Genomic DNA, 26,056 nt, shown 5'->3' with positions numbered 1-26,056 from the left:
CGAGTTGCCGTTTTTAGGGCCGCTTCGCGCCCCAGCGGGGATAAATCCCCTCGCCACAACCGGCATGTTTAGGGTTCGAACAGCATCAACGCCGCAGATAAGCCCCAAAATCAATATCCCCCGCGCTGAGGATCGCCTGCACTCGGTTGTGCACGTTGAGTTTGCGCAGGATCGCCGAGACGTGGGCCTTGACCGTGGTTTCGGCGATGTCCAGGGTGTAGGCGATCTGTTTGTTCGACTCGCCCTTGGTCATGCGTTCGAGCACCAGCAGCTGCTTGCGGGTCAGGGCCTGGAGCAGTTCGGCGGGGAAGGCCGGGGTTTCGTTCAGGCGGCGGCCCGTCGGGCTTTTCTGCGTGCGGATGATGTCTGGCGGCAGGTAGACGTTGCCGTTGAGGATCTGCTCGATGGCGTCGGTCATTTGCGAGCGCGGCGAGGATTTGGTGATGAACCCCACCGCGCCATAAGTGATGGCTTGCAGCACCACCTGCTTGTCCTGTTCGGCCGAGACGATCACCACGGGAATGGTGGGGGCCTCGTTGCGCAGGTTGATCAGGCCATTGAGCCCGTGCATGCCGGGCATGTTCAGGTCCAGCAGGATCAGGTCCAGGTCGTCGTGTTCGGTGGTCAATGCCAGGGCACTGTCCAGGTCGGCGGTTTCCATGACCTCGCTGCCGGGAAAACCGTCGCTGATGACGTTGTGGATGGCTTCGCGAAACAGTGGGTGATCGTCGGCTATCAGAATTTTATACATGGCCATTCACCTCGTTATTGTGTTGTGGCTGGAGCAGGTGCACGCATTCAGGATCAGGGAAAAGGTTGGGGGCGGGCCGCTTGCAGGGGCAGGTTGGCTGCCTCCCAGGCATCGAGGCCATCGCGATACCAGTACAGATGCTTATAGCCCATGGCGGCGGCGCGTTTTACCGCGTTCCAGCTCAACCAGCAATCGGAGCGGCAATAAAAGACCAGTGGTTGCTCCAGGCGTCCGGCGGTGGCGTCGCGCAGGTGGCGGCTGAAGTAGTCCTGCCAGGCCGGCTCCAGTTCACCGTCGCCAGTATTGGCCAGCCACAGGCTGCCGGGCAGGTTGGCGTGAGGTTCATTGTCGATGAAGCGTCCCTGGAGCCAGGGCCGCCGGTAGACGTCCACCAGCACCGGCGGCGGATCCTGTTCGAGCAGGTGCTGCAGGGCGGGGGTGTCGAGGGTTTGGGCGCCGTCGACGGTGCTCGGCGTCGGGCTGCGGTACTGGGCAATGCGGTAGCCCTGCGGGGAAAACAGCAGCGTGTCGGCCTGCGCGGCATTCAGCGCCAGGCCCAGCAAGACCATGGCCAGCAAACGGGGCATAGGATTTATCCTTTTTGTTATGCGCCCATTACATGCCAGGGTCGAGGTCTTGTGAATGCGACCATAGACAGGAAAACCAGTACTAAAGTCGTAATTTCGGATAGGCGCTGTGCCTATGCAGGGGTACACAAACCCTGTGGGAGCGAGCTTGCTCGCGATGGCGGTTTGTCAGTCATCTCTAATGTTGACTGAACTACCGCTATCGCGAGCAAGCTCGCTCCCACAGGAGTCCACCCACAAGGGATTGGCGTGAGCCGATCAACCCGCCTTGCGCAGCGCCGCATGCTGGGGGTTGAACGTCCACACCGCCAGCAGGGCGAACACCAGCGTCAGGCCGGCGCACACCCCCAGCGCCAGCGGATTGAATTGCTCGTACAACGCGAAGCGCACCAGCTCCACCCCATGGGTGAACGGGTTCAGCGCACAGAGCCAATACAACCAGGGGCTGGCCTCGAGCATTTTCCACAGCGGGTACAACGCCGAGGACAGGAAGAACATCGGGAAGATCACGAAATTCATCACCCCGGCAAAGTTCTCCAGTTGCCGGATCGCATTGGACAGCAGCAGGCCCAGGGCACTGAGCATCAGCGCCACCAGCAGCAGGGCCGGCAATGCCAGCAGCAGGCCCATGACCGGCGGCTGGATGCCGTACAACCAGGCAATGGCGAGAAAGGCATAGACCTGCAGCAGCGAGATCAGCGACGTTGCCACAAGCTTGCTCGCCAGCAGGAAGGCCCGGGGCAGGGGGCTGGTCAGCAGCACGCGCATGCTGCCCATTTCCCGGTCGTAGACCATCGACAAGGAACCTTGCATGCCATTGAACAACAGGATCATGCAGGCCAGCCCGGGCACGATGTACACCTCGTAGGGGATGTAGGTGTCGTAGGGGGCGATGATCGCGATGCCCAGGGCCGCGCGAAAGCCGGCGGCGAACACCAGCAGCCACAGCAACGGGCGCACCAGGGCACTGAGCAGGCGGGTGCGTTGCAGCACGAAGCGCAACCATTCGCGCATGACGATGCCGCTGAAACATTGCCAATAGGCGTTCATGACGCAGCTCCTGCAGCGGTCAATCGGCTGAAGGCCGAGCCCAGGGTGCCGCCATGGGCCTGGCTGACGCTGTCGGCGCGGCCGCGGGCGACCAGGCGGCCCTGGTGCAGGATCAACAGGTCATCGCTGGGTTGCACTTCGTCCAGCAAGTGGGTGGTCCACAGCACGCTGATACCCTGTACCCGGCACAACTGGCGGATGTGTTCGCCCAGGGCCAGGCGACTGGCCGGGTCGAGGCCGACACTCGGTTCGTCGAGCAACAGCAGGCGCGGCTCGTGCAGCAGCGCTCGGGCGATTTCCACGCGGCGCCGATGACCGCCATTGAGGTCGCGCACCCGTTCGTGGCGCCGCTCGGTCAGGTGCTGGCGCGCCAATTCGGCGTCGATCCGGGTGGCGCCCTGGCGCCGCGACCAGCCATGCAGGGCGATGTGATAACGCAGGTTCTGTTCGACGCTGAGGTCCAGGTCGAGGGTGCTTTGCTGGAACACCACGCCCAGTTGCCGCAACGCCGGACGGGGCGAGGCCTGCAACGAATGACCGCCGACGCGGATGTCTCCGCGCTGCACATCGTACAGGCGCGTGAGCAAGGCAATCAGCGTGGACTTGCCGGCGCCGTTGGGGCCCAGCAATGCCGCGAAATGCCCGGCCGGCAGGCTGAAGTTCACCTGCCGGAGGGCCTCGCGCGCACCGTAGGCGAAGCTCAGGTCGCTGACCTCCAGCGCGTTCATGGCGTCACCACCACGCCCCAGGGGTAGCGCCCGACTTTCACCGACTTGAGCACCTTGCGGCTCTCAACGTCGATCACCGAGACATCGCCGCTCACGCCATTGGTTGCCAGCAATTGGCGTTGGTCCGGGGTGAACGCCAGTTGCCAGACCCGCCGGCCCACCAGCAGGTAATCGAGCACTTCGAAGGTCTTCGCGTCGATCACCGCCACATGATTGGCCGGACCGAGGGCGACGAACGCGTACTTGCCGTCGGCGCTGAGCTTGATGCCCACCGGCTGGACCTTGTCCGGGTGCACGCCCTTGATCTGGAACGTCAGGGTCTTGAGCACCTGACGTGTGGCGACGTCGAGTATCGTCAGGGTGCCGCCGATTTCCGCCGAGGCCCACAGTTGGGTGCCGTCGCGACTGAATTCGACGAAGCGCGGCCGCTGGTCCACCAGGGTGCTGTCGGCCAGGGTCTGGGTGCTGGTGTCGATCCAATGCAGCATGTTGGTGGTTTCACTGGTGTTGACCGCCCACTTGCCGTCGGGGCTGACGGCCATGCCTTCGGGCTCGACCCCGACGCCAACCTGGCCCAGCACCTGGGAGGTCTGGGTGTCGATCACTGTTACCAGCGCGTCGTCCTCGTTGGAGACGTAGAGCCAGCGGTCGTTGGGGTGCAGGGCGAATTGCTCGGGGTCCTTGCCGGAGGGCAGTTCCTTGATGATCTTGCGGGTGGCCACGTCCATCACTTGGACCCGGTCCGAATCGCTGGCGCAGATGTACAGCAGCCGATTGTCGTGGGACAGCAGCAGGCCGCGGGGGCGCTGGCCCACCGGCAGGGTCTCGATGACCTCCAGGCTCTGCATGTCGATCAGGCTCAGGCTGTTGTCTTTTTCGTTGGAGACCCAGGCGATGCTGGCGGCGGCCGGGCCGGCGGCGAGCAACACAGCGCCGAGGGCGAGAACCTGGCAGAGCAGGGTCGGTTGGAACAGCGGGCGGCGCATGGCGGTTTTCCTTATTGTTGTGTGCGATCAGGGGTAGCGACAGCTCACTTCGGGCTGGTCGTAGCCCAGGCTGTCCATTTCATTGGTGGGGTGCAGGAAGCCCTCTTGGGGCGAAGTGCTGACCAGCGCTCGCGGCTGGACCAGGGGAATCGGTTGGCGCAGTTGGCCGTTCCAGGGGCGGTAGCTGAGTTTACGGCCCTTGAAACCGTCCAGGGGCAATTGGTCGCCCAGGGCCAGTTGGCGGATGGCAAAGGGGTCGTCCTGGCGCAGTTTGCTCACCGCGCTGGCGATGCTGCGCACGGCGATCCAGGCCGCGAAGTCGCGGTCGTTCATCCAGCGGCCGGCCAGGTTCTCGAAGCGTTTTTGCAACTGGGCGGCGCCGTAGGTTTCCACGGTCTTGTGCCAGCCGGTGGGGGTCAGCCCCTGCGTGCCGGCGACCGGGCGCGGGTACCAGGTCTGGTAGGGCAGGTATTCGCCAAAATCGCCGCGCTCATCGGCTACCAGCACCACGTCGTACTCGGCGGCCTGGGTGAACAGCGGCATGTCGGCCTGGGCGCTGCGGCGTTGGTCGTTGTCGAACTGCCAGGCCTTTTCGGCGACGATTTTCATTCCGAAGCGCTTCATCGCCCGGCGCAGGGCCGCGGCGTAGGCCTGGTCGTCGGCGGTCTGGCCGACGATCAACAGCGCCCGCTGCCATTTGCGCACCACGCTGAACTGCATCAGCGCATCGGCGAGCATGGCCCGGTCGGGCAGGCTGTGCAGCACGTTGCCCAGGCAGTCGGTGGTGCGCAGGCTGTCGTCGGGGCTGCCGGCGTTGAAGATCAGACTGTCGGGCAGCGCGGCGCTGAGCTGGCGCAGGCTCGCCGCCGGTGCATTCACCACGAACAGCCGCAAGCCCTGTTCATGCTGGACGCGGGCCGCCTGCAGCAGGGCTTCGGGGGTGTCGACCTGGGCGCTTTCCAGGCGGTAGTCATGCTTCAGGAAACGCCCGGTGCTGTTGCTGTCGATCACCGCCAGTTCGGCGCCGCGCAGCCCCGCGTCGGTGGGTTCGGCGATCACGTTGGACAGCAATGGCCCTGGGTCGGGGCGATAGCCCAGGTAACCGATGCGCACTTGCAAGGGCGTGTTCTCAGCAGCCTGGATGACGCCCGGCAGCCAGCCACTGGCCGTTGCCAGCAAGGGAATCAAGGCGTAACTGACGAGCCGGCGCATACCACCTCCATTGCAGGTAGCGCCAGCATAGGAAGCCGGTGGGCCGGGGGAAATATGCAGAAAGTACCGCCGGGCCAGTACCAAGGTAGTAACCCGCCGCGGGTGCCGGGGTTTTAGCATGCAGGCAATCGTCATTGACCAGAAGGGGACAGACCATGCGGATTATCAAAGCGCTGCTGTTGCCGTTTCTGCTGATCCTGAGTTTGATCGGGGTTGATCGGTTGGCTGGCAAGCACAAAACCAGCAAACACCCACAACCCTCTGTGGGAGCGGGCTTGCTCGCGAAGGCGGCAGTCCTGTCGATGCCGATGCAAGCTGACCCATCGCTTTCGCGAGCAAGCCCGCTCCCACAAAGGAGCTGTGGCGTGCATGAAGGTTGTGCGTCAGTTCCGACAACAGGCCACTAACCATGTCAGCCCTCTGGCGAATCAATCTCTGGGTCACGGTGTTCTTCGCCCTGGTGACCCTGGCCTGCGCCACGCTGCTGTTGCACCAGGCCGTCGCCGATGTGCAGCGCGAACTGCAATCGGCCGGGTCGGTGGTGCATTACCTGCGCGAAACCGCCGAACGCGACCCGGCCAGCCTGCAACCGCGACTCACCGGTAGCCTGCGCCACGTCCGCGTCCGTTGGTTGGCGCCGGGGGAACAGTTTCCGGCCGACCCCGACGCCGGGCTCAAGGACTGGCTCGGCCAGCGGTTGCTGGAGGATGGGCCCGCCCCTCAAGTGGTGGACCTGCGGGACGGTCGACGGGCCTGGATTGCGGTCGATCCTCGGGACGAAATCGATGAGATCCTCGACTCGCTGGTGCAACTGCTGGGCGTCTGCGCCCTGGCTCTGTTGGTCAGCCTGTTGGTGATTCGCTGGGCGGTGCGCCAGGGCATGCGCCTGCTGGATGAGTTGCTCGATGCGCTGCGCCAGGTGTCAGCCGGGAACTTGCACGTGCGCCTGCCGGCCGAAGGCGTGCCTGAAGCCCAGCAACTGGCCGGGCATTTCAACCGGATGACCGCCGCGCTGGCCCAGGCCCAGGCCGACAATGCCCGGCTCACCCAGGCGCTGTTGGCCGTGCAGGAGCAGGAGCGCACCCAACTGGCCCAGACCCTGCACGATGACCTGGGCCAGTATGTGGCGGGCATTCGCGCTCGGGCCTGCCTGCTGCGCCTGGTGCTGGACCAGCCACCGGTGCTGGAGCAGACGGTCGGTCAGTTGGAGGAACACTGCGAGCATTTGCAGCAGGGGTTCCGCGCGCTGGTGCATGACCTGTACCCGGTGGTCTTGCAGCACTTGTCGTTGCACGAAGCCGTCGGCTTGCTCGCCGGGCAATGGCAGAAGAACCAGGGCATCGCTTGCCAGGTGCACATCGATCAAGCGCTGCCGGCGTTGCCGGGGGCGGACAAGACTCATCTGTATCGCTTGTTGCAGGAAGCGTTGACCAACGTGGCCCGGCACGCAGGCGCCACGCGGGTGCGGATCCGCCTGCAACACCGGGCTGGGCGCCTGCGCCTGCTGGTGCGTGACAACGGCCGCGGTGCGAAGCAGCCGCCGCGCGCTGGCGTGGGCCTGCATTCGATGATGGAGCGGGCCCGCAGCCTCGGCGGCGAGTTGCGCATTATCAGCCAGCCCGGCGACGGTTGGGCGCTGGCCTTGAACATGCCTCTGGAGGGCTGATGAACATTTTGCTGGTGGATGATCATGCGGTGGTTCGGCAGGGCTATGCCAGCCTGTTGCGGGCACTGATGCCGGACTTGCAGGTGCGGGAGGCGGCCACCGGGGAGGAGGCGCTGAACCTGGTCCAGGAACAACTGCCTCACCTGGTGATCATGGACTTTGGCCTGCCGGGCATCAGCGGGCTGGAAACCACCCGGCGCCTGCGCCAGCGCCTGCCGCAACTGCGGGTGTTGTTTTTCAGCATGCACGACGAACTGCCGTTGGTGCGCCAGGCCCTGGACGCCGGCGCGGCGGGCTACCTGACCAAGAATTCGGCGCCCCAGGTGCTGGTGGAAGCGGTCCGCCGGGTGCTGGCCGGACATGCCTACATCGAACAGTCCCTGGCGACGCAGCTGGCCTGCGCCAGCTCCCGGCACGCCGTCGACCCGCGCCTGCAATGCATGACCCAGCGCGAGCTGGAAATCTTCGTCATGCTTGCCAAGGGCACCCCGGCGCGCACGATTGCCGAGCAGTTGTGCATCAGCGCCAAGACCGTCTCCAACCACCTGACGCTGCTCAAGAGCAAGCTGCAGGTCAGCTCTCACGCCGAGTTGGTGCACCTGGGGATCGACCTGGGGGTGGTGCGGGTGGCGGGGTGACAGCCGACCTCCCTGGAATCAATCATTGTGGCGAGGGGATTTATCCCCGTTGGGCTGCGAAGCAGCCCCGATAAAACAATCACTCGAATGTTCCTGATACACCGAGTGTCAGATTTTAGGGCTGCTGCGCACCCCAGCGGGGATAAATCCCCTCGCCACAGTGAATGCAGTGTTTGCAATATTTCATTTATCCCAGGAGGTTGGACACCCCTCGCAGCCCTCCATATTCGCATCCTGGAAATTGCCGTAGTGCTGGCGTGAGCCGCTCAGGTTGGCCTGCGCCAGGTTGCTTTCCCCCAGCTTGGCTTCTTGCAGGTTGGCGTCGCGCAAGTCGGCGGCCGTGAGGTCGGCCTTGCTCAGCCAGGCCATTTCCAGGTCGGCGGCCTGCAGGTTGGCGCCTTGCAGCCTGGCGCCGGACAGGCGGGCGAATTGCAGGTAGGCGGCGCTCAGGTCGGCCCGCTGGAACTGCGCGCCCTGGGCAAACAGCCCCCAACCCTGGATGGCCTTGAGCGTGGCGCCGCTGAAGTCGGCCAGGCGCAGGTTGCTTTGTTGCAGGCTGGCGCGGGTCAGGTTGGCGCCTTGTAACTGGGCTTTCTCCAGGTTGGCCAGGTCCAGGCGTGCGTGCCGCAGGTCGGCATCGCGCAGATCGGCGCCACTGAGGTTCATTTTGCGCAAGTCCTGGTTCGCCAGTTTGGCGCCCCGCAGATGGGCGCCGGGGCATTGGCTGGATTCGGCGATGACGCAGCCGTTGATCGTCAGAACGGTGTCAGAGTCGTCAGCCTGGGCAAAGGCGCCGACGAGCAGAAGCAGCAATGGCAAGAGTTTCATGGCATCAACTCAGGTAAGTGTGGGAGCGGGCTTGCTCGCGAAGACGTCGGCACAGTCAAAATCCATATCAACCGAACCACCGCTTTCGCGAGCAAGCCCGCTCCCACAGGGATGGCGTACAGGTCAGGAGTTATTTCTGCGCAGTTGCCTTGTCCCAACTCGGGATCTTGAACACCCAGAACGACCCGCCCTGGGCCACCGGCTTGGTCAGTTCGGCCATGTCGCCGCCCCACAACGGCACCGCGCCGCCATAGCCGACGGTGACGCCGATGTACTGCTCGCCATCCTGCTCCCAGGTGATGGGCGGGGAGACGATCCCGCTGCCGGTCTGGAATTTCCACAGCTCCTGGCCGGTCTTGGCATCGAAGGCCTTGAAGAACCCGTCGCCGGTGCCGGTGAACACCAGGTTGCCCTTGGTGGCCAGCACGCCGGCCCAGAGCGGCAAGGGCTCCTTGTGTTCCCAGACGACCTTGCCGGTGGTGGGGTTCATCGCCCGCAGGGTGCCGACGTGATCGTCGTACATGCGCTTGATGCGAAACCCCATGCCCAGGTAGGCCGAGCCTTTCTTGTAGTTCACTTCTTCGGTCCAGTACTCCTCCTTCCACTGATTGCCGGGCACGTAGAACAGCCCGGTGTCTTGGCTGTAGGCCATGGGGTTCCAGTTCTTGCCACCGAGGAACGGCGGCGAGACTTCCACCGGCTTGCCCTTGGTTTCGCCGGGCAGGGGCTTGGCCGGACGCTGGCCGGGGTTTTCCACCGGGCGGCCGGTCTTCAGGTCGATGTGGCTGGCCCAGGTGATGTTGTCGACGAAGGGAAAGGCGTTCTGCAGCTTGCCGTTGTGGCGGTCGACCACATAGAAAAAACCGTTGCGGTCGGCGTGGGCGGTGGCCTTGACCACCTTGCCGTCCTTGTCCTTGTAGTCGAACAGCACCAGCTCATTGTTGCCGGAAAAATCCCAGGCATCGTTGGGCGTGTGCTGGTAGAACCACTTCACTTCGCCGGTGCTCGGGTCGACGCCCACCTGGCCTGAGGTGTAGAGGCTGTCGTAATCGTGGGGGTTGCCGTCCTTGGCCGTGCGCGCCCAGGTGTTCCAGGGGCCGGGGTTGCCCGCGCCGACAATGATGGTGTTGGTCTCGGGGTCGAAGCTCGCACTCTGCCAGGGTGCGCCGCCGCCATGGCTCCAGGCTTCGACCTTGCCGGTCTCGGTGGTCTTGTCATCGGGCCAGGACGGTGCCTTGACGTCACCGGTGGGCGTGCTGTCCTTGCCGTTGAGGCGGCCCATGTGGCCTTCGACGAAGGGGCGCATCCAGACCTCTTCGCCGGTCTCCGGGTCGCGGGCGAACAACTGGCCGACCACGCCGAACTCGTCGCCGGAACTGCCGTGGATCAACAGCACCTTGCCGCTGGTCTTGTCCTTGATCAGCACCGGCGCGCCGGTCATGGTGTAGCCGCCGGCGTGGTCGCCGAACTTCTTGTTCCAGACCACCTTGCCGGTGTTCTTGTCCAGAGCGACCACCCGGGCGTCCAGCGTGCCGAAGTAGATCTTGTCGCCATAGATCGCCGCGCCACGGTTGACCACGTCGCAGCACGGACGGATGTTGTCCGGCAGCCGGTGGTTGTAGGTCCACAGGCGCTTGCCCGTCTTGGCATCAAGGGCAAAGACCCGCGAATACGAGCCGGTGACGTAGACCACGCCGTCGCTGACGATGGCCTGGGACTCCTGGCCGCGCTGCTTTTCGTCGCCGAAGGAGTAGGACCAGGCGGGGGTCAGCTTGAACACGTTCTTGTCGTTGACCTGGGCCAGCGGGCTCCAGCGCTGGGCGTTGGTGCCCATGCCGTACTGCAGGACATCCCGGGTGGTCAGGTGATCGTTGGCGATGTCTTCCCAGGTCACTCCCGGAGCGGTCGCGGCGGCGTGGGCCAGCGTGCCCAGCGTCAGGCTGCCGGCCAGCATCAGGGCCTGCACGGCAACGGCCAGGGGGGAGAAGGGGGGCAGTGTTCTTATTGTCATGGTAGCGATTCCCAGTGAGGTTTTGGCCTGACTAGGGTCGGTCGTGGCGATGCCTGGCCGATACGGAAAAAGTCCCGCCCTTGCCGGGAAGACTTCCCGATCCGGGTGTCTTTGCGACTTGCGTCGGAGGGCTTGCTACCAAGGAACTAGACCCCGGCCACCAAAGCAGCATTCGGCGGGGAACGGGCGCTTTCTAAGATGACGGCACGGCCTCTGCAGAGAGGTTTGCGTGCAATCTGAGAGGGCATAACAATGACAACAAAACGCAACGCCATCATCGCTGGCGCCTTGCTGATGGGGCTGATCGGCGCAGGCCCGGTGTGGGCCCACGGCAACGTAGTGCCCCAGGCAGTGGAAACCAAAGGGCTGACCCCGGTCAAGGACAGCAACCTGCCGCTCGACGCCGACGGCTGGGCTTCCCAGAACCCTTATCGCAATTCCCCCGAGCGCGATAAAGCGGTGGAAATCGGTGCTTCGGCGTACAACCAGAACTGTGCGGCCTGCCATGGCCTGGAGGCCAAGTCTGGTGGCATCGCCCCGGACCTGCGCCTGCTCGATGCCGCCGAGGCCGGAGACGAATGGTTCGTCGAGCGCGTGCGCCACGGTGCCGTGCGCGACGGTCGGGTCTACATGCCGAAAATGGCCGACTACCTGAGCCAGGAGGCCTTGTGGGCGGTGCGCTCTTACCTGGACAGCGTGCACGTCGAGGAGTGACCGTCATGCGCCTGTTCGCGTGGGTGATATGCAGCCTGCTGCTGTGGGGCCAGGCGGTGCAGGCGCAGGTGCGCAGCTACGACCAGATGATCGCCGCCGGCGAGTTGAAGGTGGCGGTCTACAAGGACTTCGCCCCCTACAGCTTCGAAGACCAGGGCCAACCCAGGGGCGTCGACGTCGAGTTGGCGCAAGCCCTGGCCAAGGCCCTGGGCGTGCGCCTGCAATTGATCTGGGCGCCGCCGGGCGAGAAGCTCGATGACGACCTACGCGACTACATCTGGCGCGCCAGCCCGCTGCACGACCGCCAGCTTGCCGACTTGATGATGCGGGTGCCCTACGATCACGACTACGTGCAAAAGCGCAACGATGTCGGTGAGCTGGAGAATGCCCAGGTGGTGATGTTCGGTCCCTATCAGCAGGAGTGCTGGCAGGTGGCGTTTGACCGTCGGCGCCTGGACTCGGTGGCGAGTGTCGCGGTGTTCCAGCAGCACCCCATTGGCGTGGAAGTGGACAGCGTGCCGTCGTTCTACCTGACGTCGGTGTTCAACGGCATGCTCAGCGCCAAAACCCATCATTACCCCGGCGTGAACCAGGCCTTCAAGGCCATGCAGGCCGGGGAGGTCGATGCGGTCATGGCCATGCGCGGGGAGGTTGACTGGCAGGTGCACCAGGCCGCCGACCCGCAACTGGCGCTGGCGGAAAACGCCTACCCGAACATGGGCAAGCAGCGTTGGGAAATCGGCATGGCGGTGCATGAAAGCAACCGCCAGTTGGCCTATGCGGTGGAAGAGGCCCTGGAGGGTCTGATCCGCGACGGCAGCCTCAAGGCCATCTATGCCCATTACGGCCTGCGGTATGACGTGCCGCAGATGTATCAGTAGGAGCGCAAGGGATGAAATGGCTCGTGTGTGGGCTGTTGGGGCTTGGCCTGCCGATGATGGGGCTGGCGGCCGTCGAGCCGGGAAAGGATCCGGTGCCGTCGGTGATGTGGGCGTTCTATCACAAGCAACTGCTGGGCGATGCGCCGTTCGTGTTCGACGATCGCGTCCGATTGGTGGCCCCGCCCTTTGCCGAAGATGCGCGCCAGGTGCCGCTGGAAATCGATGCCCGGGCCCTCGGCGCGGACGTGGTGCGGGTGTTGGCCTGGGCTGAACTGAACCCGTTGCCGAAAATCGTCGATTTCCAGCCGGTGGCGCGGGTGCAGCCCTGGCTGTCGATCCGCATTCGCATCGAGCAGGCCACGCCGTTGCGTGCCGCCGTGCAAACCCGCGATGGCCTGTGGCACGTTGGCTCGACCTTGATCGACGCGGCCGGTGGCGGTTGCACCGCGCCCAGCGTGGTGCGCACCCAGCCCGGTTGGGAAGAACACCTGGGCGAAGTGCTCGGGGCCCGCTATCCCCGGGGCGACAGCAGTCGCTTGCGTGTGCAGGTTGCCCACCCGATGGACAACGGCCTGGTGAGCGGTATCCCCGAGTTCTACCTCAACCAGGCCCAACTGCTGGGCGCCGACGGCGAGGCGTTGGCGCGCCTGGAGCTCTTCCCGGCCGTCAGCGAAAACCCCAACCTGGGTTTCGATATCCAAGGCCCGGGCCGCACCCGGTTATTGCTGCGTGACAACAGCGGCAATGCTTTCGAAGCGGCGATCCCCTGACCACAAGGAGTGCGCCATGCGCTGGTTGTTGCTGATCTTCATAGGCCTGTGCTGGCCGGCCTGGGCCGGCTCGGACTATGGGCTCAAGCCCCGGCAGATCGCTGCGGATACCTGGCTGCTGGAAGGCAGCACCGAGAACTTTGCCAAGGCCAACGGCGGCAACATCGTCAACAGCGGCTTCATCGTCACCGACGCCGGGGTAGTGGTGATCGACACCGGGCCGTCCAAGCGCTACGGCGAGGCCCTGCGCCAGGCCATCGCGGCAACGACCGACAAACCGGTCATCCAGGTGCTGCTGACCCATCATCACCCCGATCATGTGCTCGGCAACCAGGCCTTCGGCGACGTGCCCATCGGCGCGCTGGCGGGCACCACGCAACTGTTGCGCGAGCAGGGCGATGCGCTGGCGGAGAACATGTACCGATTGGTGGGCGACTGGATGCGCGGCACCGAAGTCCTGCTACCGACCCAGGTGCTGGAGCCTGGCCCGCTGCAGGTGGGCAATCATTCGTTGCGGCTGTTGCAGATGGCCGGGCACACCGGCGCGGACCTGGCGATCCTCGATGAAACCACGGGCGTATTGTTCGCCGGTGACCTGGTGTTCTACGAGCGCGCCCTGACCACTCCCAACAGCCCCGGGCTCAATGTCTGGGTCCACGACCTGGACACCTTGCAGGCCTTGCCCTGGAAACTGATCGTGCCCGGCCACGGCCCGGTGGCAAGCGACAGCGGCCCCTTTGTGCAGATGCGCGATTACCTCGGTTGGCTTGATCAACTGATGCGCGAAGGCGCCGCACGGGGCGACGACATGGCCGAGATGATCCGCAGCCCCATCCCCGAGCGCTTCGCCGCAATCAGCCTGAGCCGGTATGAGTTGATCCGCAGTGTCAGCCACCTGTATCCGCGGTATGAGCGGGCGGGGATGAAGCGGGTGGACAGCAAACCTCGATAATCCTGTGGCGAGGGAGCTTGCTCCCGCTGGGGCGCGCAGCGGCCCTGAAAATATCCAGCCAAACCTGATAGCCCAAGGTGGGCCAAAAATGGGGGCTGCAGCGCAGCCCAGCGGGAGCAAGCTCCCTCGCCACGGGGATATGCTTGCTCCGGCCTGCGCATCACATGTACCAAGGAACTAGAAAACTCAACACAGCGGGCAATTGTTGGCAGGGGCTGCGGGCCCAAGAATCTGCGCCAGACCGGGAAAATTTCCCGGGTATAACAATAATCGCAGAGGTAGCCGTCATGACTCATCCCGCACGTCGCCAACCCTTCGCCGTGAGCTTGCTGCTCAGTGCCATGCTGCTGTCCGGTTCGGCCTTGGCCGCCGTGACCGATCAGGAAATTCTCCAGGACCCGAAGAACCCGCAGCAGGTCGTGACCAACGGCCTGGGCGTCCAGGGCCAGCGCTACAGCCCGCTCGCAACCCTCAACACCGACAACGTCAAGGATTTGCGCCCGGTCTGGGCCTTCTCCTTCGGTGGTGAGAAGCAGCGCGGCCAACAGGCGCAGCCCATGATCAAGGACGGGGTGATGTACCTCACCGGGTCCTATTCGCGGGTGTTTGCCGTGGATGCGCGCACCGGCAAGAAACTCTGGCAGTACGACGCGCGTCTGCCCGATGACATCCGCCCTTGCTGCGACGTGATCAACCGTGGCGTGGCGTTGTATGGCGACCTGGTGTTCTTCGGCACCCTCGACGCCAAGCTGGTGGCCTTGAACAAGGACACCGGTAAAGTGGTGTGGAGCAAGAAGGTCGCCGACCACAAGGAAGGTTACTCCATCAGTGCCGCGCCGCTGGTGATCAACGGCAAGCTGATCACCGGCGTGGCCGGTGGCGAGTTTGGCGTGGTGGGCCAGATCAGCGCCTTCGACCCGAAGAACGGCGAGCTGCTGTGGACCCGTCCGACCGTGGAAGGCCACATGGGTTATGTCTACAAGGATGGCAAGGCCATCGAGAACGGGATCTCCGGCGGTGAGGCCGGCAAGACCTGGCCGGGCGATCTCTGGAAAACGGGCGGTGCCGCGCCGTGGCTGGGCGGTTACTACGACCCGGAAACCAACCTGCTGTTGTTCGGTACCGGCAACCCGGCGCCGTGGAACTCCCACCTGCGTCCTGGCGACAACCTCTATTCCTCGTCGCGCCTGGCCCTGAACCCGGACGATGGCAGCATCAAGTGGCACTTCCAGAGCACGCCGCACGATGGCTGGGACTACGACGGCGTCAACGAGCTGATCTCGTTCAACTTCAAGGAAGGCGGCAAGGACATCAAGGCGGCAGCCACGGCCGACCGCAACGGCTTTTTCTATGTGCTCGATCGCACCAACGGCAAGTTCATACGTGGCTTCCCGTTCGTCGACAAGATCACCTGGGCCACGGGTCTGGATAAGGACGGACGGCCGATCTACAACGAAGCCAGCCGTCCGGGCGCGCCGGGCAGCGAGGCCAAGGGCAGCTCGGTGTTCGTCGCACCGGCGTTCCTGGGGGCGAAGAACTGGATGCCGATGGCGTACAACCAGGACACCGGCTTGTTCTATGTGCCTTCCAACGAGTGGGGCATGGACATCTGGAACGAAGGCATCGCCTACAAGAAGGGCGCGGCGTTCCTCGGGGCCGGGTTCACCATCAAGCCGCTGAACGAAGACTACATCGGCGTGCTGCGGGCCATTGACCCCAAGACCGGCAAGGAAGTCTGGCGCCACAAGAACTTCGCGCCGCTGTGGGGCGGGGTGCTCACCACCAAGGGCAACCTGGTGTTCACCGGCACACCTGAAGGCTTCCTCCAGGCCTTCAATGCCAAGACCGGCGAGAAGGTCTGGGAATTCCAGACCGGTTCCGGTGTGCTGGGCTCACCGATCACTTGGGAAATGGACGGCGAGCAGTACGTCTCCGTGGTCTCGGGCTGGGGCGGCGCGGTGCCGCTGTGGGGCGGCGAAGTCGCCAAGCGGGTGAAGGACTTCAACCAGGGCGGCATGCTCTGGACCTTCAAGTTGCCGAAGGACTTGGTGGCCAAGCACTGAGCCAACTCTGGCAAGTGCAGAACCTGTGGAAAATGTAGAACCTGTGGGAGCGAGCTTGCTCGCGATGGGGCCAGAACATCTTGCATTGATGTTGACTGATCCGCCGCCATCGCGAGCAAGCTCGCTCCCACAAAAAAGCCCGGGTCATCCTCAGATCGCGGCAAAACCTACGACCAAATAACGAGAGCTTCCCTGCCAACGACGCATTCGTCCGCCGCACGGGGCTCTCTACCATCGGCCTATCGCCTGTCCCGTGACAGGCATCGACCAGGCAGAGGCCCATCATGATCTACGCACAACCCGGAACCCCAGGCGCCGTCGTTTCCTTCAAGCCGCGCTACGGCAACTTCATCGGCGGCGAGTTCGTCGCGCCCGTCCACGGCGAATATTTCACCAACACCTCGCCGGTCAATGGCGAAGTGATCGCCGAATTTCCACGCTCCAGCGCCGCCGACATCGACAAGGCCCTGGACGCCGCCCATGCCGCCGCCGACGCCTGGGGCAAGACCTCGGTCCAGGACCGCTCGCGGGTGCTGTTGAAAATCGCTGACCGTATCGAACAACACCTGGAACTGCTGGCGGTCAGCGAGACCTGGGACAACGGCAAGGCCGTGCGCGAAACCCTCAACGCCGACGTGCCGCTTTCAGCCGACCATTTCCGTTATTTCGCCGGCTGCATCCGGGCCCAGGAGGGCGGCGCCGCCGAGATCAACGAGCTGACCACCGCCTACCATTTCCACGAACCGCTGGGCGTGGTCGGGCAGATCATCCCGTGGAACTTCCCACTGCTGATGGCCGCCTGGAAACTCGCCCCGGCCCTGGCGGCCGGCAACTGCATCGTGCTCAAGCCGGCGGAACAGACGCCGCTGTCGATCACGGTGTTCGTCGAGCTGATCGCCGACCTGCTGCCGCCCGGCGTGCTGAACATTGTCCATGGTTTCGGCCGCGAAGCCGGTGAAGCCTTGGCCACCAGCAAGCGTATCGCCAAGATCGCCTTCACCGGTTCCACCCCGGTCGGCTCGCACATCATGAAATGCGCCGCCGAGAACATCATCCCGTCCACCGTGGAGCTGGGCGGCAAGTCGCCGAACATCTTCTTCGAGGACATCATGCAGGCCGAGCCGGCCTTCATCGAAAAAGCCGCCGAAGGCCTGGTGCTGGCGTTCTTCAACCAGGGCGAGGTCTGCACCTGCCCGTCTCGCGCCCTGGTGCAGGAATCGATCTACGCTCCGTTCATGGCCGAGGTGATGAAGAAGATCGCCAAGATCAAGCGTGGCAATCCCCTGGACACCGAAACGATGGTCGGCGCCCAGGCCTCGCAGCAGCAATACGACAAAATCCTGTCGTACCTGGACATTGCCCGGGAAGAGGGCGCCGAACTGCTCACCGGTGGCGCGGCCGAGCGCCTGGAAGGTGACTTGTCGAGCGGCTATTACATCCAGCCGACCCTGCTCAAGGGCCACAACAAGATGCGCGTGTTCCAGGAGGAAATCTTCGGCCCGGTGGTGGGCGTGACCACCTTCAAGGACGAAGCCGAAGCCCTGGCGATCGCCAACGACACCGAATTCGGCCTCGGCGCCGGCCTGTGGACCCGCGACATCAACCGCGCCTACCGCATGGGCCGGGCGATCAAGGCCGGCCGCGTATGGACCAACTGCTACCACCTGTACCCGGCGCATGCCGCGTTCGGCGGCTACAAGAAATCCGGCGTGGGGCGTGAAACCCACAAGATGATGCTCGATCACTACCAGCAGACCAAGAACCTGCTGGTGAGCTACGACGTCAATCCGCTGGGGTTCTTCTAGTAAACCCTGTGGGAGCGGGCTTGCCCGCGAAGGCGTCAGTAGATTCAGCACTTCTGCAAGCTGAACCACCGCCTTCGCGAGCAAGCCCGCTCCTACAATTGAGTGTTGTGTGATGCCTGAAATCGCTACCAACGCACCCCGCCCACCGCTGCGAAAGTAGCATTCGAACCCAGGGCGCACCGTGCATTAATGAGTCACCGGAATCGTCCGGTACAAGAAGAGGAAAGACCCATGTGGACTAAACCCGCGTACACCGACCTGCGTATTGGCTTTGAAGTGACGATGTACTTCGCCAACCGATGAGTGCCGGCCCGGTCTGGCGCGTCCAGGCCGGGCTACCCATTGGTCTGATTGCATTCACGGCGGGATGCTTTAGGCTCAGAGTATCCCCGGACAATAACAACAGGCTTACCAATGAGCCACGCCCCTGCAAAGATGAGTCTCAGCCCGCTGCGCAAGTTCGTTTCTCCTGAAATCATGTTCGGCGCCGGATGCCGACACAATGTTGGCAACTACGCCAAGACCTTTGGTGCGCGCAAGGTCCTGATCGTGACCGATCCCGGCGTGATCGCCGCCGGCTGGGTGGCCGATGTCGAGGCCAGCCTCCAGGCCCAGGCCATCGACTATGCCCTCTACAGTGCGGTCTCGCCCAACCCCCGGGTCGAGGAAGTGATGCTCGGTGCCGAGCTGTACCGGGAGAACCACTGCGACGTCATCGTCGCGGTCGGCGGCGGCAGCCCGATGGATTGCGGCAAGGCCATCGGCATCGTCGTTGCCCATGGCCGCAGCATTCTCGAATTCGAAGGCGTCGACACCCTGCATGTGCCCAGCCCGCCGTTGATCCTGATTCCCACCACCGCCGGCACTTCGGCCGACGTGTCGCAGTTCGTGATCATCTCCAACCAGCAGGAACGCATGAAGTTTTCCATCGTCAGTAAGGCGGCAGTGCCGGATGTGTCGCTGATCGACCCGGAAACCACCCTGAGCATGGACCCGTTCCTGTCGGCCTGTACCGGCATCGACGCGCTGGTGCATGCCATCGAGGCGTTCGTGTCCACCGGCCACGGGCCATTGACCGACCCCCATGCGCTGGAGGCGATGCGCCTGATCAACAGCAACCTGGTGCAGATGATCGCCAACCCGGCGGACGTCGCGCTGCGGGAAAAGATCATGCTCGGCAGCATGCAGGCCGGGCTGGCGTTCTCCAATGCGATCCTGGGCGCGGTGCACGCGATGTCCCACAGCCTGGGCGGCTTCCTCGACTTGCCCCACGGGTTGTGCAACGCGGTGCTGGTGGAACACGTCGTGGCGTTCAACTACAACTCGGCGCCGGAGCGCTTCAAGGTGATCGCCGAGACGCTGGGCATCGATTGCCGTGGGCTCAATCACCGGCAGATCCGCAGCCGGCTGGTGGAACACCTGATCGCGCTCAAGCGCACCATCGGTTTTCACGAAACCCTGGGCCTGCACGGCGTGAGCACCTCGGACATCCCGTTCCTGTCGCAGCATGCGATGCACGATCCCTGCATCCTCACCAACCCTCGGGAGTCGAGCCAACGGGATGTCGAGGTCGTCTATGGCGAAGCCCTCTGACGAGCAGCAAAAGGCCCTGGCCGGTTTGCTCGGGCTGGGCAATCACTCCACGCGCAAGAGCCATTACCCCGAGCTGGCGGCGCGTCTCGATGAGCTGGAGTTGGCCCGCCAGCGCTTGCAGCAACTCAATGACCAACTGGAGCAACGGGTGGCTGAACGCACCGATGCGCTGTTGGAAGCCAACCACAACCTGCAACAGCAGATCGCCCAGCGCGAGCGGGTCGAGCGGCAATTGCGCGACGCCCGGGACGCGGCCCAGGCCGCCAACCGCAGCAAGGACAAATACCTGGCCGCCGCCAGCCATGACCTGCTGCAACCGCTCAACGCCGCGCGCCTGTTGATCGCCACGCTGCGCGAGCGGCAACTGCCCGCCACCGAGCGGGTGCTGGTGGAGCGCACTCACCAGGCCCTGGAAGGTGCAGAAGACCTGCTCACCGACCTGCTGGACATTTCCCGCCTGGACCAGGCCGCCGTCCGGCCCGACCTGGCGCCGTATGGGCTGGACGAGCTGCTGGCGCCCCTGGCCTCGGAGTTTCAATCGGTGGCCGGGGCGGCGGGGCTGGAGCTGCGGGTGCGGTTCGCCGACGAGGCGGTGATGACCGACCTTCGGCTGCTGACCCGGATCCTGCGTAACCTGCTCAGCAACGCCTGCCGCTACACCGACCAGGGCGGCATTCTCCTGGCGGCGCGGCGCCGGGCAGGGCGCTTGAGCCTGGAGGTGTGGGACACCGGGCGCGGCATCGCCGCCGATTGCCTGGAATCGATCTTTCTCGAATTCAACCAATTGGATGTCGGCCGAGCGGCCGATCGCAAGGGGGTAGGCCTGGGGCTGGCGATTGTCGAGCGCATCGCCCACATCCTTGGCTACCGGGTCCAGGTTCGCTCGCGTCCGGGACGGGGTTCGGTGTTCAGCATCGAGGTGCCGCTCTCCACTGAGAAACCGTTGCCTGTGTCGCAGATGCCCGTCCAGGCGGTGACCGGCAATCCGCTACCGGGCCGTCGGCTGCTGGTGATCGACAACGAACTGAGCATCCTGCAGAGCATGGCCGCGTTGCTGGGGCAGTGGGGGTGCGAAGTGTTGACCGCCACCGACGAAGCGGGCGCCATCGACGTGTTGCAAGGGCGTGCGCCGGAGCTGATCCTGGCGGATTTTCACCTCGATCATGGGGTGGTGGGCTGTGAAGTGGTCAGGCGCTTGCGCGAGCACTTCAGTCGGGCGATCCCGGCCGTGATCATCACCGCCGACCGCAGCGACCAATGCCGCCGCGCCTTGCGCAAACTGGAAGCGCCGTTGCTCAACAAACCGGTCAAGCCCGGCAAGTTGCGGGCGGTGTTGAGCCAGTTGCTCGGCTAGCGCGGTGTACTCATCCCCTGCGACGGATCCCCTGTAGGCGCGAGCTTGCTCGCGAAAGCGGAGGGTCAGTCAACCAAGATGTCGGATGTGCAGCCATCTTCGCGGGCAAGCCCGCTCCCACAATGAATAGGCGTCGGACACGCCATCCGGGTCGGCCGAAGAACCTGTGGGAGCAACTGTCTTACCTCTACCACCCGTCACCGCCATTCAGTGCCGTCTCGAAGCATGGCATTCAGTCTGATTAGCAATATTCGCATGCAGGCGATGAGCGCGACTTTCGCGCTCTTGCCTCGCCCTCGAAGTGCTTCGTACCGGGCCTTGAAGTCGGCGTGATAGCGGATGACAACCCAGCACGACATATAAAGCGCACGTCTGACCCGCGCTCTTCCTCCGTAAATCTGACGTTTGCCGCTGTGATTGCCACTGTCGTCGTTGTAGGGGGCGATTCCCGCCAGGGACGCGATCTCTCTGCGATCAAGCTCACCGAGCTCAGGCAGGTAAACCAACAAACTAGCAGTCGCCACAGTGCCGATCCCTTTAACTGATGTGAGTCGGTCGGCTTTCTCCGCATCCAGCTTACGCATGCTTTGATTAATGGCTTTGCCAAACTGCTTGATTTGGATTTGCAGGTAGCGAATATGATCTTTGATCACCTCGATAACCGCCGGAAGCTGAGCCTGCTGTAGCCGGCGCTTGTTGTCATCTCGTTGCTGGACGAAGTGTTCGCGCAGCTGAATCAGCTCCCGCAGTGCTTCACGCTCAGGTGAAATGGGCTTTTCGTGAGACGCATGCAGAGCTTCGGCAAAATCGGCAAGAACAGCCGCATCGATGGGGTCGGTCTTGGCATTCTTGCCCATTGCTACGGCGAAGGCTCTAGCCCGACGAGGGTTGATCCTGAGCACATTGAAACCTGCCTCCTGCAGTGCTGCCATAACCTTTCGTTCATAGCCGCCCGTGGCTTCCAGTAACACCCGGCCAATCGTGTACGGGCTTAGCTGTTCGACCAGTTGTGCAAAACCCTCAGGCGTATTGGGGACCTCGTAGCCTTGGTTCTGTGGTCGAACCCAAACGACGAGATTTGATTTGGATATATCGATACCGACCCAGGAAATCATGGCAAAACCCTCTTACACTCAGAAATGAGAGTGCTCTGGCTTTGCCCACGCTTGTGATTCGAGTGCCGCTCGTCCAACTGTTCGGGCTTATGGGCCAGAGTAGAAAGGTAGATGGCAGCTTTGCTCCCACTCGTGCTTCAAGCACCGCGGACTCACAGCTTGCCATCTACCCCTCTCACCCCAGAGTTTATTCCCTTACTCAGACACAAGCGGGCTTGCCCGCGAAAGCGGAGGGTCAGTCAACCAAGATGTCGGATGTGCAGCCGTCTTCGCGGGCAAGCCCGCTCCCACAATGAATATGCGTTGGGCAGGCCATCCGGACCGGCCGAAGAATTGGTGGGAGCGGCTTTCTAAAGCGGAGGATCAGCCGGCACAAGCCTGAGTGAACCGCCGTTTTCGCAAGCAGGCCCGTGCCCACCGTGAAGGGCTATTCGTCGCGATGTTTTGTGTTATGTTATCCGCTTTCTTTTGACAGGGATTCTCATTCCCTGTCTTGTACGGGTCCCCGACGAGTATTGCCATGAGCCTCTCTTCCCCTGTGACGAGCCTGTCCGGCGTCGCCGCGCCCGCCCTCGCCACGAGCCTCGCCAAAACCCATGTGCGCATGCTGGCCATCGATGCCCTGCGAGGGTTCGTGATGTTGCTGATGCTGGTCGACCATGTTCGCGAAACATTCCTGCTGCACCGGCAGGTCAGCGACCCGATCGATGCGTTGAGTGTCCCCCCGGACCTGTTCTTCACCCGGTTGCTCAGCACGCTCTGTGCCCCGGTGTTCATCTTCCTCACCGGTTTGTCGGCCTGGCTCTACAGCCAGAAGCACACCGCCGGCGAAACCTCGGTGTTCCTGCTCAAGCGCGGGTTGTTCCTGGTCGTGCTGGAACTCACGTTCGTGTGTTTCGCCTGGACCGCCGAGTTTCCCCCCAAGACTTTGTGGCTGCAGGTGATCTGGTGCATCGGCATTTGCATGATCACCCTGGCCGTGCTGTTGCACCTCAAGCGCAGTTGGCTGATCGTCATCGGCGTCGCCATTGTCGCCGGCCACAACCTGCTGGACGGCATCGTGCTGGGGCCTGACTCGCCGTTCTTCGTGCCCTGGTCGATCCTGCATCAGCGGGCGTTCATCGACCTCACCGAATTCACCCGCGCCCGCACCACTTACCCGGTGCTGCCCTGGATCGGCGTGATCCTGCTGGGCTGGGCCATCGGACCGTGGTTTGCCCGGCAGGTGGACCCCGCCGTGCGAGTGCGGCGGCTGTTGCAGGTGGGCATCGGCTTGCTGGTGGCATTCGTCGTCATCCGCTACCTGAACGTCTATGGCGACAAGCCCTGGGTGCAGACCGGCGATGCGCTGCGCACCGCCATGAGTTTCCTGAGTGCGACGAAGTACCCGCCATCGTTGATGTTCCTGCTACCGACACTGGGGGTTGGCCTGATCCTGTTGGCATTGTTCGAGAAGGCTCAGGCGCGGGGCACCATCGCCTTGCTGGCGGTCTACGGCGGCGCGCCGATGTTTTTCTATCTGTTGCATCTCTACGTGCTCAAGGCCCTTTACCTGCTGGCGGTTGCCTTCTGGGGCACCAACCAGGGTGCGTACTTCGGTTTCGATCATTTGCCCCTGGTGTGGGTGTGCAGCGTGCTGCTGGGGGTGGTGCTGTTCTTCCCGACCCGCTGGTTCGCCGAGCTGAAGCAACGGCGACGGGACATCGCGCTGCTCAAGTATTTCTGATCAGAGCCAATAAAACGCCGTCATCTGGCCGGCGTTTTTCGTCCGTAATGTAAAAAGATGCTTCGGTCTGGTTATTTCATTATGTAAACTCCCCCCGCTGCGACAATCGGGCACGGTCAAACCAGACCCGAACACAACCGTTTTGCAGTGTCCCTCACTCAGCTGAAGCCAAGACCTACAAGAAGTCAGCGCCGGAGAGACATAAATCTGAGGCCGACCTATTTGCTCGGTCCTGTAGGTCCATCCTCCAGTCCTATCGAACCTGTCACGCTGGCGCTGCCGGCTACGGGCGTGATCTATCCTTGATCAGGGCAGGAGGGCGGAATGGCGTTCCATCCTAGGGATACACACATGTTGAAGAAAACACACACGGCGCTACTGGGCCTGGCGATGGCGATGGGTCTTGCGACCACGCACGCCGCCGAGGCAAAAAAAGTGGACGTCCTGCTCATTGGTGGGGGCATCATGAGCTCGACACTCGGCGTCTGGCTCAATGAGCTGGAGCCGGGCTGGACCATGGAGATGGTCGAGCGCCTGGACGGTGTTGCCGAAGAAAGTTCCAACGGTTGGAACAACGCCGGTACCGGTCACTCGGCACTGGCCGAACTGAACTACACGCCGGAAGACAAGAACGGCAAGGTCGATATCTCCAAGGCCATCGAAATCAACGAAGCCTTCCAGATCTCCCGTCAGTTCTGGTCCTGGCAGGTCAAGAACGGCGTGCTGAAGAACCCACGTTCGTTCATCAACTCCACGCCGCACATGAGTTTCCTGTGGGGCGACGACAACATCGCGTTCCTGAAGAAGCGCTACGAAGCCCTCCAGGCCAGCCCGTTGTTCGCCGGCATGCAGTATTCCGAAGACCCAGCGCAGATCGGCAAGTGGGTGCCGCTGATGATGCAAGGGCGTGACCCGAGCCAGAAAGTCGCGGCGACCTGGAGTCCCCTGGGCACTGACGTGAACTTCGGCGAAATCACTCGCCAGTTCGCTGCCTACCTGCAGAGCAAACCGAACTTCTCGCTGAAACTGTCCAGCGAAGTGGAAGACATCACCCGCAACGAAGACGGCACCTGGCGCGTTTCGTACAAGAACCTGAAGGACGGTACCGAAACCGAGACCGACGCCAAGTTCGTGTTCATCGGCGCTGGCGGTGGTGCCCTGCACCTGCTGCAGAAGTCCGACATTCCGGAAGCGCGCGAGTACGCCGGTTTCCCGGTGGGCGGTTCGTTCCTGGTCACCGAAAACCCGACCGTTGCCCAACTGCACCTGGCCAAAGCCTACGGCAAGGCTTCGGTCGGCGCGCCACCGATGTCGGTGCCGCACCTGGACACCCGCGTGCTGGATGGCAAGCGTGTGATCCTGTTTGGCCCGTTCGCCACCTTCTCGACCAAGTTCCTGAAGAACGGTTCGTACTTTGACCTGCTGACCAGCACCACCACCCACAACGTGTGGCCGATGACCAAGGTCGGTATCGAACAGTACCCACTGGTCGAGTACCTGGCCGGTCAACTGATGCTGTCGGACGAAGATCGTTTCAATGCGCTGAAGGAATACTTCCCAGAGGCCAAACAGGAAGACTGGCGCCTGTGGCAGGCCGGCCAGCGCGTGCAGATCATCAAGCGTGACGAAGAGAAGGGCGGCGTGCTGAAACTGGGCACCGAAGTGGTCGCCTCCCAGGACGGCAGCATCGCCGGCCTGCTGGGTGCTTCGCCAGGTGCTTCGACGGCTGCGCCGATCATGCTGACCGTGCTGGAGAAGGTCTTCAAGGACAAGGTCGCCACCCCGGCCTGGCAGGAAAAACTGCACCAGATCGTGCCAAGCTATGGCACCAAGCTCAACGACAGCCCTGAGCGCGTTGCCCAGGAATGGGCCTACACCAGCGAAGTCCTGCAACTGGACACGCCGCCGGTGATCACCAAGCCAGGCACCCCGGCCCCGGCCCAGCCAGCGGCTGCCCGCGAAGCCAATCCAGCGGCTGACATGGCGCTGTAAGCCTGACGTTGTCTGGTGTAATGCAAAACGCGGCTTGTCGAGTGTTATGCGGTTGAGTTAGGGATTGTTGACCTTAACTCGTCAGGGAAAATCCGGAGTCCGAGAGGGGTCCGGATTTTTTTTATGCGCTGTTCAGTATCCAGATCAAGTGCTGTTCCTGGTTTTCCTGGGTGGTGCTGATTATATCTTTCCAGATCAAGCGACCCTGTTGAAAGTCGCGCTGTAATTATGCAGAGGACTGTCCTTCATGCCTTGGTCACTATCTCGATATATTGTGTCGGCTGTGTTGGATCCTCCGACGTCTTTTTTACCGACAAGGAAACGGTGACCACGTGGGAACTGCTGTATTTATCCTTTACAGCCTGGACAGCCGCCTCCGGTGAGTCTGCGGTAATCGTTCCGTATTGAGTGTTATGGGTACCGCGATCCGCATACGCTGAGTATCGATATTCAGTGCTCATTTTATTTTCCTCAAGAGCAGTTTGTGACCAGGGTGATCATGGTGTGCCCGGAGGATTGTTTCTACTGTCAAGGATTACAGTTGTTGATGTCTGATCGGAATAATGTTTTTGGACTTTATAGCGATTGGACTATTGCTCTGGAGTTTTAGAGGCAGACAGTCTGGCGTAACGCT

The 26,056-nt window shown here is 63.0% G+C and carries 22 protein-coding genes; 13 read left to right on the top strand and 9 right to left on the bottom strand.

The window, feature by feature from the left end; all coding sequences use genetic code 11:
* Positions 1-85 precede the first annotated feature (85 nt).
* From V3H56_RS14845 to V3H56_RS14820, 6 genes are all read right to left on the bottom strand, one after another.
* A complete protein-coding gene (locus tag V3H56_RS14845; protein WP_338473517.1) occupies positions 86-751 on the bottom strand; it encodes a response regulator transcription factor in 666 nt (221 codons plus the stop codon).
* A 53-nt stretch (positions 752-804) separates the two neighbouring features.
* Entirely contained in the window at positions 805-1,338 is a 534-nt protein-coding gene (locus V3H56_RS14840; protein WP_047737916.1) for a PQQ-dependent catabolism-associated CXXCW motif protein, read from the bottom strand.
* Between the two features lie 258 nt (positions 1,339-1,596).
* Positions 1,597-2,388, bottom strand: coding sequence for an ABC transporter permease (locus V3H56_RS14835; protein WP_338473516.1), 792 nt, complete (start codon positions 2,386-2,388; stop codon positions 1,597-1,599).
* On the bottom strand, positions 2,385-3,116 hold the full coding sequence (locus tag V3H56_RS14830; RefSeq protein ID WP_042729327.1) for an ABC transporter ATP-binding protein: 732 nt from the start codon (positions 3,114-3,116) through the stop codon (positions 2,385-2,387). The genes V3H56_RS14835 and V3H56_RS14830 overlap by 4 nt, the downstream gene beginning before the upstream one ends.
* Positions 3,113-4,102: a YVTN family beta-propeller repeat protein gene (locus V3H56_RS14825; protein WP_042729328.1), complete on the bottom strand. Its 990-nt coding sequence runs from the start codon at positions 4,100-4,102 to the stop codon at positions 3,113-3,115. Before V3H56_RS14825 ends, V3H56_RS14830 begins: the two co-directional genes overlap by 4 nt.
* Before the next feature lie 27 nt (positions 4,103-4,129).
* Complete coding sequence (locus tag V3H56_RS14820) at positions 4,130-5,314, bottom strand: ABC transporter substrate-binding protein (protein ID WP_338473515.1); 1,185 nt, start codon at positions 5,312-5,314, stop codon at positions 4,130-4,132.
* A gap of 409 nt (positions 5,315-5,723) precedes the next feature.
* On the opposite strand from V3H56_RS14820, the gene V3H56_RS14815 reads away from it, so the two are divergent.
* Together V3H56_RS14815 and V3H56_RS14810 are read left to right on the top strand one after the other, a co-directional pair.
* Positions 5,724-6,980, top strand: coding sequence for a sensor histidine kinase (locus V3H56_RS14815; protein ID WP_047737922.1), 1,257 nt, complete (start codon positions 5,724-5,726; stop codon positions 6,978-6,980).
* Positions 6,980-7,618, top strand: a complete 639-nt coding sequence (locus tag V3H56_RS14810; RefSeq protein WP_042729331.1) for a response regulator transcription factor — start codon at positions 6,980-6,982, stop codon at positions 7,616-7,618. The genes V3H56_RS14815 and V3H56_RS14810 overlap by 1 nt, the downstream gene beginning before the upstream one ends.
* 183 nt (positions 7,619-7,801) lie before the next feature.
* Here V3H56_RS14810 and V3H56_RS14805 read toward each other — a convergent pair whose 3' ends face one another.
* Complete coding sequence (locus tag V3H56_RS14805) at positions 7,802-8,446, bottom strand: pentapeptide repeat-containing protein (protein WP_042729332.1); 645 nt, start codon at positions 8,444-8,446, stop codon at positions 7,802-7,804.
* 130 nt (positions 8,447-8,576) lie between these two features.
* Positions 8,577-10,457, bottom strand: coding sequence for a quinoprotein ethanol dehydrogenase (gene exaA, locus V3H56_RS14800; RefSeq protein ID WP_042729333.1), 1,881 nt, complete (start codon positions 10,455-10,457; stop codon positions 8,577-8,579).
* 252 nt (positions 10,458-10,709) lie between these two features.
* Between exaA and pedF the strand changes: the two genes are divergently transcribed.
* The 9 genes from pedF to V3H56_RS14755 all read left to right on the top strand — a co-directional run bounded on the left by pedF (position 10,710) and on the right by V3H56_RS14755 (position 20,589).
* On the top strand, positions 10,710-11,171 hold the full coding sequence (gene pedF, locus V3H56_RS14795) for a cytochrome c-550 PedF (RefSeq protein ID WP_338473514.1): 462 nt from the start codon (positions 10,710-10,712) through the stop codon (positions 11,169-11,171).
* Between the two features lie 5 nt (positions 11,172-11,176).
* On the top strand, positions 11,177-12,052 hold the full coding sequence (locus V3H56_RS14790) for a transporter substrate-binding domain-containing protein (RefSeq protein ID WP_047737925.1): 876 nt from the start codon (positions 11,177-11,179) through the stop codon (positions 12,050-12,052).
* A gap of 53 nt (positions 12,053-12,105) precedes the next feature.
* The gene (locus tag V3H56_RS14785; RefSeq protein ID WP_234408022.1) at positions 12,106-12,822 is read left to right on the top strand and encodes a quinoprotein dehydrogenase-associated SoxYZ-like carrier; all 717 of its coding nucleotides are present in this window, start codon (positions 12,106-12,108) and stop codon (positions 12,820-12,822) included.
* A 16-nt stretch (positions 12,823-12,838) separates the two neighbouring features.
* A complete protein-coding gene (locus tag V3H56_RS14780; protein ID WP_338473513.1) occupies positions 12,839-13,774 on the top strand; it encodes a quinoprotein relay system zinc metallohydrolase 1 in 936 nt (311 codons plus the stop codon).
* 287 nt (positions 13,775-14,061) lie between these two features.
* Entirely contained in the window at positions 14,062-15,837 is a 1,776-nt protein-coding gene (locus V3H56_RS14775) for a PQQ-dependent methanol/ethanol family dehydrogenase (RefSeq protein WP_338473512.1), read from the top strand.
* A gap of 284 nt (positions 15,838-16,121) precedes the next feature.
* Entirely contained in the window at positions 16,122-17,642 is a 1,521-nt protein-coding gene (locus V3H56_RS14770) for an aldehyde dehydrogenase family protein (RefSeq protein WP_042729339.1), read from the top strand.
* Positions 17,643-17,873: 231 nt separating this feature from the next.
* A complete protein-coding gene (gene pqqA, locus V3H56_RS14765) occupies positions 17,874-17,945 on the top strand; it encodes a pyrroloquinoline quinone precursor peptide PqqA (protein WP_003243383.1) in 72 nt (23 codons plus the stop codon).
* 132 nt (positions 17,946-18,077) lie between these two features.
* Entirely contained in the window at positions 18,078-19,235 is a 1,158-nt protein-coding gene (gene ercA, locus V3H56_RS14760) for an alcohol dehydrogenase-like regulatory protein ErcA (protein ID WP_157061548.1), read from the top strand.
* Entirely contained in the window at positions 19,219-20,589 is a 1,371-nt protein-coding gene (locus V3H56_RS14755; RefSeq protein WP_338473511.1) for a hybrid sensor histidine kinase/response regulator, read from the top strand. Before ercA ends, V3H56_RS14755 begins: the two co-directional genes overlap by 17 nt.
* A gap of 197 nt (positions 20,590-20,786) precedes the next feature.
* Here V3H56_RS14755 and V3H56_RS14750 read toward each other — a convergent pair whose 3' ends face one another.
* Positions 20,787-21,704 (bottom strand): IS110 family transposase, encoded by a 918-nt coding sequence (locus V3H56_RS14750; protein WP_047737935.1) that lies wholly within the window; start codon positions 21,702-21,704, stop codon positions 20,787-20,789.
* Positions 21,705-22,224: 520 nt separating this feature from the next.
* Here V3H56_RS14750 and V3H56_RS14745 point away from each other — a divergent pair.
* Together V3H56_RS14745 and mqo are read left to right on the top strand one after the other, a co-directional pair.
* Positions 22,225-23,430 (top strand): heparan-alpha-glucosaminide N-acetyltransferase domain-containing protein, encoded by a 1,206-nt coding sequence (locus tag V3H56_RS14745; protein WP_338473510.1) that lies wholly within the window; start codon positions 22,225-22,227, stop codon positions 23,428-23,430.
* A 351-nt stretch (positions 23,431-23,781) separates the two neighbouring features.
* Positions 23,782-25,422 carry a malate dehydrogenase (quinone) gene (mqo, locus tag V3H56_RS14740; protein WP_338473509.1) on the top strand — a complete coding sequence of 547 codons (1,641 nt, stop codon included), beginning with the start codon at positions 23,782-23,784 and terminating at the stop codon, positions 25,420-25,422.
* Positions 25,423-26,056 lie beyond the last annotated feature (634 nt).

It is taken from the genome of Pseudomonas sp. MS646, from assembly GCF_036693845.1.
Classification (GTDB): domain Bacteria; phylum Pseudomonadota; class Gammaproteobacteria; order Pseudomonadales; family Pseudomonadaceae; genus Aquipseudomonas; species Aquipseudomonas chlororaphis_E.
Note: the sequence above shows the minus strand (reverse complement) of the source record. Positions and strands in the feature narration are given on the sequence as shown.